Origin of the sequence: Pseudomonas sp. DTU12.1, from assembly GCF_009873475.1 — a bacterium.
GTDB classification, from domain to species: Bacteria; Pseudomonadota; Gammaproteobacteria; order Pseudomonadales; family Pseudomonadaceae; genus Aquipseudomonas; species Aquipseudomonas proteolytica.
The window spans coordinates 521,051-535,806 of record NZ_CP045254.1 but is presented as its reverse complement, the minus strand read 5'-3'; the positions used below and the strand labels follow the sequence as shown (position 1 = coordinate 535,806).

Genomic DNA, 14,756 nt, shown 5'->3' with positions numbered 1-14,756 from the left:
GGAGCGAGCTTGCTCGCGAAGAACTCAAGAACAACGCGTTGACCCAGGCAGCACGCGTTATCGTTGACGTTTTTCGCGAGCAAGCTCGCTCCTACAGTGGTTTGTGGCGTTAGCAGCAAGGTGGCGGCCTCGCAGGCACTGACCACTTCGCAGGATTAATACAAAACCCATGTAGGAGCGAGCTTGCTCGCGAAGAACTCAAGAACAACGCATTTATTCAGGCAGCACGCGTTATCGTTGACGTTTCTCGCGAGCAAGCTCGCTCCTACAGTGTTTCGGGGCGTTTGCAGCAAGGCGGCGGCGCACCAGGCGCCGGCTCCTGCGGGGGTGCTGGTTAGTTCAGCACCGCAGCCCCAAGGTTGCGGGCCTTGCGCCGGCTCGCCACCAGCAACCCCGCAGCCACCACCAACAAGCTCAACACACCGGTCGCAATAATCTCCACCCGGTGCGCTTCCTGGAACAGCATGATGGTCAACGCACCGACAATAAACACGATCACTGCGTAGGTCAGGCCCGGAAACAGCCACATCTTGAAGGCAATTTTCTCGCCCGCCGCCGTACGTTTCTGGCGCATGCGCAGTTGCGACACGGCAATCACCAGGTACACCAGCAGCGCAATCGCGCCGGAGCTGGCCAGCAGGAATTCAAACACCGCCGCCGGGGCCACGTAGTTGGCAAACACCGCGAGGAACGCCGCGCCTGTGGACAACATCACCGCCCAATAAGGCGTGCCGCTCTTGTTGGTGCGCTTGGCCACCGCCGGTGCGTCGCCACGACGCCCCAGGGAAAACAGCATGCGCGACGCGGTGTACAGCGCCGAGTTCAGGCAACTGGTCACGGCAACCAATACCACCAGGTCGACGATCAGCTTGGCATTCGGGATGCCCATGCGTTCCAGCACGGTCTGGTAGGAACCTACGGCTGCCAGGGTCGGATCGTTCCACGGCACCAGGGCCACGACGATGAAGATCGATACCAGGTAGAACAAACCGATCCGCCAGATCACCGAGTTGGTGGCCTTGGTGATCTGCTGGCCAGGGTTCTTCGATTCTGCGGCCGCGATGGTCACGATCTCGGTACCCATGAACGAGAACATGGTGGTCAGGATTGCCGCCAACACCGCGCCCATACCGTTGGGCAAAAAGCCCTGGGTATCGAACAGGTGCGACACGCCGCTGACCTGGCTGCCCGGCAGCAAGCCGAAGATCGCCAGCACGCCGAGGATCACAAAACCGATGATCGCCACCACCTTGATCAGGGCAAACCAGAACTCGAACTCGCCGTAGTTCTTCACGCTGAACAGGTTGGTAGCGGTCAGCAACAAGGTAATGACCAGGGTGAACGCCCAGATCGCCACGTCGGGGAACCAGGCGTGCAGGATGGTCGCGGCGGCGTTGGCTTCCAGGGGAATGACCAGCACCCAGAACCACCAGTATAGCCAGCCGATGGTAAAACCGGCCCAATGGCCGATGGCCCGGTCGGCGTAAGTGGAAAAAGAACCGGTGTCGGGAGACGCGACGGCCATCTCGGCCAGCATGCGCATCACCAGTACCACCAGCGTACCGGCCGCCGCATAGGCCAGCAGCACGGCGGGCCCGGCTGCCGCAATCGCGTGGCCGGAGCCGACAAACAAACCGGCGCCAATCACACCGGCAATCGACAACATGGTGACGTGACGCGGTTTGAGCCCCTGTTCGAGGTCATTGGAGCTTTGCGTACTACTCATTGACACACCTTTGCGAGGAATTGCGAATACGGTCCACCCGGCCTGCTGCCACTTCGTGAAAAGAAACAAACGGGGCGTTCTTTATTTTTTACGCAAGATTTGCGCCAAAATGTTACAAAGCCAAGGTTGACGCGGCCTGTAGGACAATCCTCCAGCACTCGCAAGCCATTGAGATTACTGGCAATCCGCCACAACGTTACCAGCCGACTCACTTCCAGAACGGATGAGCGCACCAAAAACACACACAGAAAGTAAGTGACGCCCAATTAAAGGGCTGATAGGCACCGTTTACCTGTTTAACCCTTCCAACACCCGGCCAAAGCTGGCACCATCGCGCCCTTTTTTACGCGACTGCCACGGGTTTATCGGTTAAAACGGTTGTTCGGTTGTTGATGGCGCGACACGCTGCTGTGCCGATGCGACAACCTGTCACACACCGCCTGTTTAACGCCCGTGGCGCTGTTGGCTGTCATCCGAACGCTATGCTAGCTTGGCGCCACGCCAGGAAGGCGACCCAACAGCAGGAACGCAATGAACACAATGAGGACCGCTCATGGCTTTGGCCGCGCCCGCGCTTGAAATCCGCAACTTGCATAAACGCTATGGTGAGCTGGAGGTGCTAAAAGGCATCTCGCTGACCGCTCGCGACGGCGATGTGATCTCGATCCTGGGCTCCTCCGGTTCCGGCAAGTCCACGTTCCTGCGCTGCATCAACCTCCTGGAAAACCCGCACCAGGGCCAGATCCTGGTGGCCGGCGAAGAGCTCAAGCTCAAGGCCGCGAAAAACGGCGAGCTGATGGCGGCCGATGGCAAGCAGATCAATCGCCTGCGCAGCGAAATCGGTTTTGTGTTCCAGAACTTCAACCTCTGGCCACATATGAGCATCCTCGACAACATCATCGAGGCCCCACGCCGCGTGCTCGGCCAGAGCAAGGCCGAAGCCATCGAGGTAGCCGAGGCGCTGCTGGCCAAGGTCGGCATTGGTGACAAGCGCCACGCCTACCCGGCGCAATTGTCCGGCGGCCAGCAGCAACGCGCAGCGATTGCCCGCACCCTGGCGATGCAACCCAAAGTCATTTTGTTCGATGAGCCCACTTCGGCACTTGACCCGGAAATGGTTCAGGAAGTACTTAATGTGATCCGCGCGCTGGCCGAAGAAGGCCGCACCATGCTGCTGGTCACCCACGAAATGGGCTTTGCCCGCCAAGTGTCCAGCGAAGTGGTGTTCCTTCACCAGGGCCTGGTCGAAGAGCAAGGATCGCCACAGCAGGTGTTTGAAAACCCGCTTTCGGCGCGCTGCAAACAATTCATGTCCAGCAACCGCTAACGGAGCAACATGCATGCAGAACTATAAAAAATTCCTCCTGGCCGCCGCCGTTTCCATGGCATTCAGCGCCACGGCCATGGCCGAGACTTTGAAAATGGGGATCGAAGCGGCCTACCCGCCCTTCAACAATAAAGACGCCAGCGGCAACGTTGTCGGCTTCGACAAAGACATCGGCGACGCCCTGTGCGCCAAGATGAAAGTCGAGAAGTGCGAAGTGTATGTCTCGGATTGGGACGGCATCATCCCGGCCCTGAACGCCAAGAAGTTCGACTTCCTGGTGTCGTCGCTGTCGATCACCGACGAGCGCAAGCAAGCCGTTGACTTCACCGACCCGTACTACTCCAACAAGCTGCAATTCATCGCGGCAAAATCCATCAAGGACTTCAAGACCGACGCTGGCTACCTCAAAGGCAAGATCATCGGTGCACAGCGCGCGACCTTGGCCGGTACCTACCTGGAAGACAAACTGCCAGACACCACCGCCAAGCTCTACGACACCCAGGAAAACGCCTACCTCGACCTGACTTCCGGCCGCCTGGACGGGATGCTCGCCGACAAGTACGTGCAATACGAGTGGCTCAAGAGCAAAGACGGTTCGGCCTATGAGTTCAAAGGCGATCCGGTTGTAGAAAGCGACAAGATCGGCATCGCCGTGCGTAAAGGCGACCCACTGCGCGAGCGCCTGAACAAGGCCCTGGCGGAAATCAAGGCCGACGGCACCTACAAGAAGATCAACGACAAGTACTTCCCTTTCAGCATCGAATGATCCTGATTGACCAGACCGGCGCGCTCAATTGAGCGCGCCGGCTTTTCGCAATGCCTTGCGCGATATGAAAAAACCATGAATTTCGATCTCTACGGATTCGGCCCCGCACTCGCTGCCGGCGCGCTGATGACCGTCAAACTGGCGCTCACGGCGTTATGCCTGGGGCTGGTGCTCGGCCTGGCCGGTGCCCTGGCCAAGACCTCCCCGTACAAGTTCCTGCAATGGCTTGGCGGCGCTTACTCGACAATTGTGCGGGGCATTCCCGAACTGCTGTGGGTGCTGCTGATCTACTTCGGCACGGTCAATATGATGCGGGCCCTGGGGGAGTTTTTCGGTAACCCCGACCTGTCGCTCAGCGCCTTCGCCGCCGGGGTGATCGCCCTAGGCCTGTGCTTTGGCGCCTACGCCACCGAAGTGTTCCGTGGCGCGATCCTGGCGATCCCCAAGGGCCACCGTGAAGCGGGCATTGCCCTGGGCCTGTCGAAGCTGCGCATCTTCACCCGGCTGATCATGCCGCAGATGTGGCGCATCGCCCTGCCGGGCCTGGGCAACCTGTTCATGATCTTGATGAAGGACACCGCGCTGGTCTCGGTGATCGGCCTGGAAGAAATCATGCGCCACGCGCAAATCGGCGTGACCGTCACCAAGCAGCCTTTCACCTTCTTCATGGTCGCGGCCTTTATGTACCTGGGCCTCACCGTCCTGGCCATGGCCGGTATGTACTTCCTGGAAAAACGCGCCGCTCGCGGCTTTGCGAGGAGCACGCAATGAACGGCGACTACAGCTGGCTGTCGCATTTCGACCTGGGCCTGAACTGGGCCGTGATCATCAAGTGGCTGCCACGGCTGGCCCAGGGCGCGACCCTGACCCTGGAGCTGGTAGCCATCGCGGTGATCGCCGGCCTGCTGCTGGCGATCCCCCTGGGCATCGCCCGCTCCTCACGCCTGTGGTACGTGCGCACCCTGCCTTACTGCTACATTTTCTTCTTCCGTGGCACACCGCTGCTGGTGCAGTTGTTTTTGGTCTACTACGGCCTGGCGCAGTTCGATGCCGTGCGCGAAAGCGCCCTGTGGCCGTACCTGCGGGACCCGTTCTGGTGCGCCACCGTCACCATGACCCTGCACACCGCCGCCTACATTGCCGAAATCCTGCGTGGCGCGATCCAGGCCATCCCGCCTGGTGAGATCGAAGCGGCGCGGGCACTGGGCATGTCCAAGCCCAAGGCGCTGTTCTACATCATCCTGCCGCGTGCCGCGCGCATCGGCCTGCCGGCCTACAGCAATGAAGTGATCCTGATGCTCAAGGCCAGCGCCCTGGCCAGTACCGTGACCTTGCTCGAGCTGACTGGCATGGCCCGCACCATCATTGCTCGTACCTACCTGCCGGTGGAGATCTTCTTTGCCGCCGGGATGTTCTACCTGCTGATGGCCTACGTCCTGGTGCGCGGCTTCAAGCTGCTGGAACGCTGGTTGCGGGTCGATGCCTGCCAGGGCCGCTGATACCCGGCTGACGGGCGAGCGCCTGCTGGAACGCTTCCTCGCGCTGGATGCGTTCCTCACCGAGCATCAAGGGCTGTGGCGACCACGGCCCTTTACCCACCTGCACATGCCTTGGGAAACCCAGCATCCGCAACTGGCCCAATGGCTGCGCCAGCGCTCGCTGGCAGAAGCCGAAAGCAGCCACAACCTGCCCACCGAACTACAGGCGCCGGCGCCGTTTCCCCACTGGGCGCAGCTCGCCGCATGCTTGAGTGCTGTGGATAAGTTACCGTCAGGCGCACTGCATACGCCGCCGTCTCGTCTGAATGTGGATGTACCTGGGCGCAAATGGCAGCAGATCGAGGCCTTTGGCGCCGCCCTGCAGTTTGCTAAGCGCCCCGCCCATTGGCTCGACTGGTGCGCCGGCAAAGGCCACCTCGGCCGTCGGCTGCTGCAACCGGGGCAAGAGTTAACCTGCCTGGAATACGATCCCGCGCTGGTTGCCGCGGGCAAAGCCCTCAGTGATCACCATCGATTGCCAGCGCTGCATCGCGAGCAAGATGTGATGGCCGAGGACGCTGCGCAACACCTCACCCACGAACACACCCCGGTTGCCCTGCATGCCTGCGGCGATCTGCACGTACGCCTGCTGCAACTGGCGAGCGCCGCCGGCTGCATGCACCTAGCCGTGGCGCCCTGCTGTTACAACCGCATCGGCAGCGAGCAGTACCAGGCGCTGTCGACCCCGGCCCGCGCTTCGGCACTGCGTTTATCGCGCGAAGATCTTGGCCTGCCCCTGAGCGAAACCGTCACCGCTGGCGCGCGGGTGCGCCTGCAACGCGACACCTCCATGGCCCGGCGCCTGGGCTTCGACCAGTTGCAGCGGCAACTGCGCGGGTGTGATGAGTACCTGCCCACGCCGTCACTGCCCAGCGAATGGCTGAATCGGCCCTTCGCTGATTACTGCCGGCACCTGGCGGCGCTCAAGGGTTTATCCACAGGCGAACAGGATTGGCCAACCCTGGAGCAGCACGGCTGGCAACGCCTGGCACAGGTACGAAACCTGGAGTTGGTGCGTGGCCTGTTTCGCCGCCCCCTGGAAGTGTGGCTGGTTTTGGATCGGGCACTGTTTCTGCAAGAAAACGGCTACAAGGCTCAAGTCGGCCACTTCTGCGAAACCTCCCTGACACCACGCAACCTGATGGTGCTCGCCGAGCGCGATTAAAGGGCAGCGGGACCTGTGGATAACTCTGTTGATGATTTTTTTGAATCCCCCGTATCTACGGGCACCACAGGCCAAAATGCTGACTGGTCATTTTTTGTTCACAAAATAAAACGCACGCAAAACAGGCAGTTGCAGCGTAATGAGAACAGCTCCACAAAATGACTGTTTCAACAGCTGTCCGACTAACGGATTGTGCATAAGCATCTGCACCTAACCGTATAAGACGCCCTCCAATCGCTGGCACAGCCCATGGATATCGTCACAGGCCATGCTCGCAGCCGCGCTGTCCAGCGGGTCCCCGCCAAAGGCCAGCGCCTCACTGATCATCGGGTCACGATGAATCACTTCCAGACCGTTTTCCCCAAGGCGCTGCTGGAATAAGTCCAACATATCCAGGCTGAAGGCGTTGCCTTCGTCCAGTTGGTTGACGAGCACGTGGCAACGCAGTGCCGAGGGGGGCGCAAGGTGTGGCGCCAGCAACCGTTGCATCTGCTCCAGTGCGCCCAGTGATGTCGCATCCGCCAGGGCCACCACCACCGCGGTATCGGCAACGTGCAGTGCCTGGTGCAGGTAGACGTTATTGCCGGCGGGAGTGTCAATAATGACCGTGTCCTGCTCACTCAAGCCCAGGTGCGATAAATGCTGCGCCAGCCACTCTGGATCCTGCTTGAGCCAGCGCTGCAGGTCTTCTTGCTGCTGCATGTCGGTCTGGCCAAAGAGCACCACGCGGCAGCTGCCAAAACCGGGCTGGGCGAGGTGATCCCACGGTCGGTTGCACAGGCTGGCGCGACCGAGTCCCGGAGTGTCCAGAGGTAAGCCGAAATGCAGGTGCAGGGCGTTTTGCGGGTCCAGTTCCAAGACCGTCACCGCACGCCCCAGGCGTTGCAAGCCACTGCCCAATAACGTCGCCAGTGTGCTGCGCCCCACCCCACCATTGACCGACGCCAACACCACGACCCGCGCGCGGCAGGTCGGCATGGCAGTTGGCTGGGGTTGTTCAGCGGGGGGGCGTACGTCGTCCAGGGGGGTGTCTTCGAAGAACTGCAGCGTCGACGTTATCTGCAGCTCATGCCTAGCAGTATTCTTTGCGAAACCTTCGTCGGCCTGGCTCACAGCCACTCCTCCCTTATCACGGCACCTCTTATAGAACCTGGGTGCATTTGTTGTTCAAGGAGTATGTGACAGGACTAGGTGAGTGTCATTATTTTGGTGTTTTTTATCATGATAATTGCGACGAACGGCTAATCGTCAATTTAACGACTCTCCTTTATCCGCTCCCACTGCTGCGCAACCTGCTCGGCACTGGACGCACTGACCCGCGCCAGGTCCACGGGATATTCCGCCCCCGGATTCTCGACAAACCGCGTCGCAGTAAATTGACCGTTGCTGGCCCGTAAGATGTAGCCGGTGTCCTGGCATTGCCCCGACGCCAGGAACACCACCCCGGGCGCTACCCACTCAGGCTTGAGATTATCCGGCTCGCCATCAACCCCCCACATGCGCGTCTTGGCCACCGGCGACACCGCATTGACCAAAATCCCGTCCTTAGCGCCTTCCATACTCAGGGCATTCATGATGCCCAACTGCGCCATCTTCCCGGCCGCATAGGCCACCAGACCGGGCTGGGCATATTGCTGGTACATCGCCCGATCAGAAGACGTCAGCACCACCCGCGCCGCCGCCGATTGCTTGAGGTGTTTCCAGGCATGTTTGCACAGCCAAATGGGCGTATAGACATTGATATCCAGTGCACGCCCGATAAACGCCGCGTCCGCCTGCTCAATGGCTTGATACCCCACCCAGCCGGCGTTATGAATCAGGATATCCAACTGCCCAAATGCAGCGATGGCCACCTCGACCAACTGCCGGCAACCCTGCTCGCTGGACAAGTCGCCCTGATGATCAACCACCCTCAACCCCTGAGCCTGCAGACGCCGCGCCGCATCCTGAGCGATGGCATTATCGCCCCCCGAACCGAGGTGATCGGCGCCGATATCACTGACCACCACATTAGCCCCGCGCCGGGCCAACGCCTGTGCGTAGACAAAACCCAAGCCACGGCCTGCACCGGTGATAACGGCAGTTTTTCCTGCAAAGTTCATGGGCTTTTCCTCATTGAGTGCCACCTCAACTTAACAACGAACAACGGTGTTGTTTAATACTGATCAAGGGGCAGTTTGATACCTTCTGCGTATCAAGCCTCACGCCACCCCAGGGCCTGGGCACAGGCCCTCATCCGCCTTCGTGAAACCGCTGGAGCGCACGACCAGAAGGGGAAAAACCGGGTTCTGAAAAATAGTCAGAATTCAGGGGTTTACAGAACCTTTTCAATCGCTATAATCGTCGCCCTAACACGCCGGTATAGCTCAGTTGGTAGAGCAACTGACTTGTAATCAGTAGGTCCCGGGTTCGACTCCTGGTGCCGGCACCATACAAGGTTCCAGAGAAGGCTTTTAAAATCTCTGGAACCCCCGAAAAACCCGCCTTCTGGCGGGTTTTTTCGTTTTGGCGGTCCATCGGTTTCCGTCAGAAACTGGTGGATTCCAACCGTTTTAAGGGTAGAGTTTGGGATACAGGTCACTTCGATAAAAGGGAGTACCCTTATGTCGCGCACCACAGCTCCGCTCTCCGACGCAGCTTGCCGCTTGGCAAAACCTACAGACCGCGCCTACAAGCTTTTCGACGGTGATGGCCTCTACCTCCTAGTCCAGCCCAATGGCCGCAAAGGCTGGCGGCTCCGTTACGTCAAACCTGACGGACGGGAAGGACTGACCTCGTTCGGCAACTACCCCGTCATTGGCCTCGCCGATGCGCGCCGCAAGCGCTTGGAGGTCAAGCGAATGCTGGCGGATGGCTTTGATCCTATAGAAACCAAGCACCAAGCCAAGGCGGAAGCCGTAATCAAAGGCAGAACCTTTGAAAGCGTTGCGCTCGACTGGCATACGGAAATGTCGGCCAAGTGGGCACCAGGCCATTCCAAGACAGTGATGAGCCGCCTCAAAACCCACGTATTCCCGCTGATCGGCGCACGCGCCATTGTTGATCTCGACACCCATGACCTTATGCAGCCCTTGGAAGCGATCAAGAAGCGCGGAACGATCGACGTAGCTTTAAGGGTACAAAACTACCTGCAGAGCATCATGCGCGAGGCAAAGCGCCTCCGGCTTATCACCATAAACCCTGCTTACGATCTCGAAGGCTCGATCAAAGCCCCGCGGGTGGTACATCGCCCCGCTCTACCCTTATCGCGACTGCCGGAACTGCAGGAGCGGATCGACACCTATAAAGGCCGGGCACTTACCCGTCTTACGGTGATGCTGTCGCTGCATGTGTTTGTACGATCCAGTGAGCTGCGTTTCGCACGCTGGAGCGAGTTCGACCTCAAACGCGGCACCTGGGAGATACCGGACACTCGACCCGCGCTGGAGGGAGTACCCTTTTCCACAAGGGGTACGAAGATGGCAGGGGATATCCATTTAGTACCCTTATCGCCGCAAGCAGTGGCGCTACTCGAAAAAATCCATGCACTCACAGGCAAATTCGCATTGGTCTTCGCAGGGGATGCCAAACCCTGGAAGCCCATGTCCGAAAATACCGTAAACAACGCGCTTCGGACGATGGGATACGACACCAAAACCGATATCTGCGGGCATGGATTTCGTTCGATGGCCTGCAGCGCACTGATCGAGTCAGGATTGTGGTCGGAGACAGCCATTGAACGGCAGATGAGCCACAAGGAGCGCAACAACGTCCGCGCCGCTTACATCCACAAGGCCGAGTTCATCGAGGAGCGCAGGCTGATCATGAACTGGTGGAGCCGGTACCTGGAGGCCAACCGGCAGGAGCATGTCACTCCACACGAATTCGCGAACCAGACCGGACCGAACGTCACTCGCTTAAAAGCAAAACGTGGCGCAACTGAGTAAGCGCTCGGTCTTTATATCTCAGTGATCCGCTTGTCCACGCGGGTCCATCCAAACAGGGCTGCAAAGCCGCCCTGCTTGGATGGACCTCACTTAAAAAATCTAAAGCCCACACAACTGTCTGTGGAAAACCACTGATTTCCACCGGTGGATAATTTCATCCACAGCCGCAGAACTCCCGAAAATTCGAGCCTTGACCCGAATTATCCACAGGCGTAGAAGAGATCGGGCAAAGCGCTGTCGCCGACAGCAACCCAGGTAGCCAGAACCTTTAAGGCTACGCCACACGGTGGTGGTTCTCCCAAAGTGCGATTAGCGTCCGGCGGCTCGCACGGTCACAGCGATGTGATGGATGCCTACTTTTACCAGTGTGCCCACTGCGGCAACTCATCCTCTTTCATAGCTGCCCTGCAGCAACCTATCCGCTTGGCCATTCCCGTGCGCCAACCTGCGCCCGTCTCTTTCTCCCGGAAAGAGACGGGCGCTCCTACCGCTGCTGCAGCCCAACTCGTACAAGGCTTTGCGGCATCCCCCCTCGTGACAATCGGCGTGACAAACACCGAAGTCACCCGCAACAGCGATGCAGATGATGGTGCCGCAGCCCACGGAATGGACTGCACCTGACTGACAGTCAGGCATGCCCCGGTCATCGCTTCACTGCCTTCACCTGACTCAGGATCTCGCGGCGCCGGTCTCGTCAACCGGCGCAGCCTCCACCCGCCCACTTCTTTGGAAGTGTTCAGGAGGCCAGATCATGAGGTGCCCAAGCTCCCGGTCGTAAAGAGCCGCCAGTCCCGCGTTAGTGGACAACCCTCACAGGTCGCAGGGGCCTTGATCCCTGATAACACTCAGCATTCTTGGCGGGATGACGTGGGGAAGGTTTTAAAAGTTTTGGCTTTGAGCGGAGTTCGATCATGGCACTGGTAGGTAAACGTGACGGGCGCAATTTTGGCTATGGTCGGCAAATGAGTTATGCCGGGCCGCTGGCGTTAAAAGACATGTTCGGCGGAGGGCATTACGGGACCGTCAAAGCGCACAGTGATCGTTGGCAAGCATTCGTGCGCTGGTGCCGCTCAGACGATGGACCAGGACTCAACGATGCACGGCAGATAGATCGCCAGATCTTGTCGGATTACGCGGCGCATCTGCGTCACTTAGTCGAGCGCGGCGACTTCACTATCGCCACCGCACAAAATCGATTATCCAGCGTGAACCGGACCATGGCAGCGCTTCGTGGTGATCAGCACGTGAAAGTGCCGAGTCCGAGCAAGGCGCTGGAAATGCAGCGCACCACAATCCGCACGAGAGTTCCACAAGGCCAGGATCGCGAACACGTGATGCGCATCCTAGATGCGCTCCGCAAACAGCATCCTCGTGCCGCCGCCATCGCACAGTTGGCACGCACCACAGGGATGCGCCTGCGCGAAGCCATCTTAGCCGACCTACCGCGTCTTCAACGGGAGGTCGAACACTACGACAAGATCAACATTCAGGATGGCACCAAAGGAGGTCGCTCGGGAACGTCAGCACCTCGCTGGATAGTCACCAATGATCATATTCGCGAAGCACTGAACTACGCCGAGCATGTGTCGCCCACCGGTAGCCGCAACCTGCTGGCACCTAATGAAAGCTATCGAGACTTTCAGCGGGAAGTCGTCCGCCTCGCACGGGGCATCCTGCAGACCCATCACCTCAAAGGCTTCCACGAATTTCGGGCGGCCTATGCGTGTGAACGCTATGAGCAGATCACCCAGCATCCCGCGCCCATCAATGGCGGCCATTGCTACCAACTGGACCAGCGTTTGGATCGTGAAGCTCGGGCGCAAATCAGCTATGAACTAGGTCACGGGCGTATCGACATAGTGTCGGCGTACATCGGAGGCCGAGCATGAGCAAAGCATTCGAAATGGAGCTGTTTCTGGCGGGCGTCCTGAGCGGGTCGCATTCCACGCGCCAGCGCCATATTCGGCAGGCTAAGGCTATCCAAAATGCAATTGCAGACCGCTGGCATCGAGACAATCCGTGGATGTGGCAGCGGAAGCACCTCGTGTGGCTTTTAAATCACCACCTGAATGGGCATGCGGAATCATCACGCTATTACTTTGTGCTGACGATACGGTTGCTCACGAAGCGATTAGGAAAGCCATGGCAGTTCAACCATAAGGCGAAGGACGCTAATCGCCACAATTATCTTCGTCTTCCAGGTTCTTGAGAGTTTTCCAGCCGCTCAACCCGCATCCCGCATCCCGCATCCCAAGCGGGGCACGCATCCCTGCTAGTTGTTCATCAGTGGATGAATTTACCTTAATCGGTCTGCTCCACCGCAGTTCTACCCATTCGTTCTGAGTCCTTTCATGCTCGATGTCGTCGTGAAGAACGTCCACCACCAAGCAACTCACACTTGGCCACTCGTCTTGGCCAGATCGGCGAGATAGCGTGAAAGGTCTTCCGACAGGTTCAGGGATATCCCGATCCTGGTCGTCTCGATGGAGGACGGTTGTTGGGCATCTTAACCCGGCAAACACTCACTTGAATTTGCAGGCTGACGCGAGGTGATTCTCGACGTCTCCCGATTTTAGGCTGATTTAGCTTTCCGGGCGACGTGGCTAGCATCAAGTCAGTATATCCACGCTGGGAGCTCTAAAGGCTTGATAACACACAGCATTCGTGGTCGGATCAATGACCGAGTCGATAATCGGTTTAGACTCAAGCCCTTGAATAATTTGAATGAGCACCCCTAAATAGCATCGGAGGTTGAATATTGGCCCCACCTAATGGCACACTGATACTAATGAGCAGATGAAAGTATATATTAAAACTAGACATCCAATCATCATAAAAATATAGGCAGATAGTAGGGCTATTCACTTCAAGCTTCAAGGTAGTAGAAGGAGAAAGTGCAGTGATGGAATATATAAAATCTTGGAAAGAGACTTTATCAGATGTCCGAGAACGAAAGCGTATGGAGAAAGCCACGCCGTCGCACTCTCAACATCGACACGATTTAACGCGCATACAACAAATACCTTCATCTATGCTTTGTCTTTTTTTCGTGCCCCCTGCTGGCATACTCCATCTTTTATCACCATCCTATACAGTAATTAAAGGTTGGAGAACAACAAACCGGCGCATTGCAGCGTCGACAACATGATGAACAACAGTATGCCCAACTCAGCGCAAGAAAATAGCACTCCGACTCTAAATATAAGACATATACGCTTAACAACAACGTTAGCCACAATGATTCTGGCTTTAATTATGAGTCTTTATGCCATCAAGACTCTTGCAGAAACATCCAACACCGAAACAAAAGAACAAAGTCAAGAAGAATTAAGTCTGACAAATCACAACAACCTGAAAGACTATCTTCTTATTCAGGAGATCGTCCAGTCGATGAGTCCCAAAGCGGATTCCAGCACACGAGATCTCGCACTGGAAGTAAAACTCCAAGCTGAAAAAATAAAAAATCTAGAGAAAGAAGTATCAGAATTAAGAAAACCTGACGATAACAACGTGGCAACGCTTTTATTATCCGCCGTGTCAGTAATCATCACTGTACTTGGAGTACTTATTGCGATACTAGCAATACTTGGGTATCGCAATATCAAGAACGAAGCTATTAAAGACGCTCGAAAAACCGCCAAAGAAACTGTAAAAATAGTCGCCAAAGAAGAAATTCCGAGAGCAACAGAAGAGAATATAATTAAGCTAATCGAAGAAAACCGATTCGACAGATTAATTCAAAATGCTGTGGAAAATATTGTATATCGAGATACTTCAATGCCGGATGAAGTTGCAGATGAGGAGCGGTCAAATTGAGAACTTCGCCAGAATGGAACTCTTTGAGCGATCATCAAAGAACCGTCATATCTTCGCATCAAACTAATCTGCCAGTGGCGGTCGGAGCAATCGCCAAGGATCTCGGATTAACCATCCTTAAATCTACTATGCCAGGTTCAATTTCAGGAGAAATAAGGGAGACCGAGGGAGTTATTACGATCAAGGTTAATCGCCACGATGTTAAAGAAAGGCAACGATTTACTATTGCCCATGAAATCGCGCATTTTTTGCTACATCGTGAACGTCTCGCTGGCGGCATCACAGATGATGTACTTTATCGCTCAAGACTCTCGGACGATCTGGAAAGAGAAGCCAATAGATTAGCGGCAGATATTATAATGCCTGCCTCGCTTATCCAAGAAGCGCTAATTATGCATGGTGCGCTAAAACCAGATGATCGATATAAAAAAATCGCTGAGCTCGCCCAAGTATCGCTCGCCGCAATAAAAATCAGGACGGGGAAAAAATAGT

The 14,756-nt window shown here is 57.0% G+C and carries 13 protein-coding genes and 1 tRNA gene; 11 read left to right on the top strand and 3 right to left on the bottom strand.

The annotated features are described in order from the left end of the window. Positions 1 to 334: 334 nt before the first annotated feature. The gene (gene gabP / locus GDV60_RS02345) at positions 335 to 1,726 is read right to left on the bottom strand and encodes a GABA permease (protein WP_159906160.1); all 1,392 of its coding nucleotides are present in this window, start codon (positions 1,724 to 1,726) and stop codon (positions 335 to 337) included. A gap of 553 nt (positions 1,727 to 2,279) precedes the next feature. Here gabP and GDV60_RS02340 point away from each other — a divergent pair. The 5 genes from GDV60_RS02340 to GDV60_RS02320 all read left to right on the top strand — a co-directional run bounded on the left by GDV60_RS02340 (position 2,280) and on the right by GDV60_RS02320 (position 6,522). Continuing rightward, complete coding sequence (locus GDV60_RS02340) at positions 2,280 to 3,053, top strand: ABC transporter ATP-binding protein (RefSeq protein ID WP_029295861.1); 774 nt, start codon at positions 2,280 to 2,282, stop codon at positions 3,051 to 3,053. Between the two features lie 13 nt (positions 3,054 to 3,066). Next, positions 3,067 to 3,819 carry an ABC transporter substrate-binding protein gene (locus GDV60_RS02335; protein ID WP_032862321.1) on the top strand — a complete coding sequence of 251 codons (753 nt, stop codon included), beginning with the start codon at positions 3,067 to 3,069 and terminating at the stop codon, positions 3,817 to 3,819. A 75-nt stretch (positions 3,820 to 3,894) separates the two neighbouring features. Then, positions 3,895 to 4,590 (top strand): ABC transporter permease, encoded by a 696-nt coding sequence (locus GDV60_RS02330; RefSeq protein ID WP_076961640.1) that lies wholly within the window; start codon positions 3,895 to 3,897, stop codon positions 4,588 to 4,590. Positions 4,591 to 4,628: 38 nt separating this feature from the next. Next, the gene (locus GDV60_RS02325; RefSeq protein WP_029295855.1) at positions 4,629 to 5,318 is read left to right on the top strand and encodes an ABC transporter permease; all 690 of its coding nucleotides are present in this window, start codon (positions 4,629 to 4,631) and stop codon (positions 5,316 to 5,318) included. After that, positions 5,299 to 6,522 carry a methyltransferase gene (locus GDV60_RS02320; protein ID WP_159906158.1) on the top strand — a complete coding sequence of 408 codons (1,224 nt, stop codon included), beginning with the start codon at positions 5,299 to 5,301 and terminating at the stop codon, positions 6,520 to 6,522. Before GDV60_RS02325 ends, GDV60_RS02320 begins: the two co-directional genes overlap by 20 nt. Before the next feature lie 210 nt (positions 6,523 to 6,732). On the opposite strand, the gene bcsQ is transcribed toward GDV60_RS02320, so the two are convergent. Both bcsQ and GDV60_RS02310 read right to left on the bottom strand, forming a co-directional pair. Beyond that, the gene (gene bcsQ / locus GDV60_RS02315) at positions 6,733 to 7,635 is read right to left on the bottom strand and encodes a cellulose biosynthesis protein BcsQ (protein ID WP_256679351.1); all 903 of its coding nucleotides are present in this window, start codon (positions 7,633 to 7,635) and stop codon (positions 6,733 to 6,735) included. 140 nt (positions 7,636 to 7,775) lie between these two features. Continuing rightward, entirely contained in the window at positions 7,776 to 8,624 is an 849-nt protein-coding gene (locus GDV60_RS02310) for an SDR family NAD(P)-dependent oxidoreductase (RefSeq protein ID WP_159906156.1), read from the bottom strand. Positions 8,625 to 8,877: 253 nt separating this feature from the next. On the opposite strand from GDV60_RS02310, the gene GDV60_RS02305 reads away from it, so the two are divergent. From GDV60_RS02305 to GDV60_RS02275, 6 genes are all read left to right on the top strand, one after another. Next, positions 8,878 to 8,953: transfer RNA gene (locus GDV60_RS02305), tRNA-Thr, on the top strand. Between the two features lie 172 nt (positions 8,954 to 9,125). Beyond that, entirely contained in the window at positions 9,126 to 10,448 is a 1,323-nt protein-coding gene (locus GDV60_RS02300; RefSeq protein ID WP_159906154.1) for an integrase arm-type DNA-binding domain-containing protein, read from the top strand. Between the two features lie 911 nt (positions 10,449 to 11,359). Continuing rightward, positions 11,360 to 12,337, top strand: a complete 978-nt coding sequence (locus GDV60_RS02290; protein WP_159906150.1) for an integrase domain-containing protein — start codon at positions 11,360 to 11,362, stop codon at positions 12,335 to 12,337. Next, the gene (locus GDV60_RS02285) at positions 12,334 to 12,657 is read left to right on the top strand and encodes a hypothetical protein (protein WP_159906148.1); all 324 of its coding nucleotides are present in this window, start codon (positions 12,334 to 12,336) and stop codon (positions 12,655 to 12,657) included. Before GDV60_RS02290 ends, GDV60_RS02285 begins: the two co-directional genes overlap by 4 nt. Positions 12,658 to 13,607: 950 nt before the next feature. Continuing rightward, positions 13,608 to 14,264 carry a hypothetical protein gene (locus tag GDV60_RS02280; protein ID WP_159906146.1) on the top strand — a complete coding sequence of 219 codons (657 nt, stop codon included), beginning with the start codon at positions 13,608 to 13,610 and terminating at the stop codon, positions 14,262 to 14,264. Between the two features lie 23 nt (positions 14,265 to 14,287). After that, a complete protein-coding gene (locus tag GDV60_RS02275) occupies positions 14,288 to 14,755 on the top strand; it encodes an ImmA/IrrE family metallo-endopeptidase (RefSeq protein WP_237683128.1) in 468 nt (155 codons plus the stop codon). Position 14,756: the final 1 nt, after the last annotated feature.

Excerpts from the sequence above, each read along its gene's own strand:
- GDV60_RS02330 (WP_076961640.1), top strand. The coding sequence starts at position 3,895 with ATGAATTTCGATCTCTACGGATTCGGCCCCGCACTCGCTGCCGGCGCG.
- gabP (WP_159906160.1), bottom strand. The coding sequence starts at position 1,726 with ATGAGTAGTACGCAAAGCTCCAATGACCTCGAACAGGGGCTCAAACCG.
- GDV60_RS02285 (WP_159906148.1), top strand. The coding sequence starts at position 12,334 with ATGAGCAAAGCATTCGAAATGGAGCTGTTTCTGGCGGGCGTCCTGAGC.
- GDV60_RS02310 (WP_159906156.1), bottom strand. The coding sequence starts at position 8,624 with ATGAACTTTGCAGGAAAAACTGCCGTTATCACCGGTGCAGGCCGTGGC.
- GDV60_RS02340 (WP_029295861.1), top strand. The coding sequence starts at position 2,280 with ATGGCTTTGGCCGCGCCCGCGCTTGAAATCCGCAACTTGCATAAACGC.
- GDV60_RS02290 (WP_159906150.1), top strand. The coding sequence starts at position 11,360 with ATGGCACTGGTAGGTAAACGTGACGGGCGCAATTTTGGCTATGGTCGG.
- GDV60_RS02335 (WP_032862321.1), top strand. The coding sequence starts at position 3,067 with ATGCAGAACTATAAAAAATTCCTCCTGGCCGCCGCCGTTTCCATGGCA.
- GDV60_RS02280 (WP_159906146.1), top strand. The coding sequence starts at position 13,608 with ATGCCCAACTCAGCGCAAGAAAATAGCACTCCGACTCTAAATATAAGA.
- GDV60_RS02300 (WP_159906154.1), top strand. The coding sequence starts at position 9,126 with ATGTCGCGCACCACAGCTCCGCTCTCCGACGCAGCTTGCCGCTTGGCA.
- GDV60_RS02320 (WP_159906158.1), top strand. The coding sequence starts at position 5,299 with ATGCCTGCCAGGGCCGCTGATACCCGGCTGACGGGCGAGCGCCTGCTG.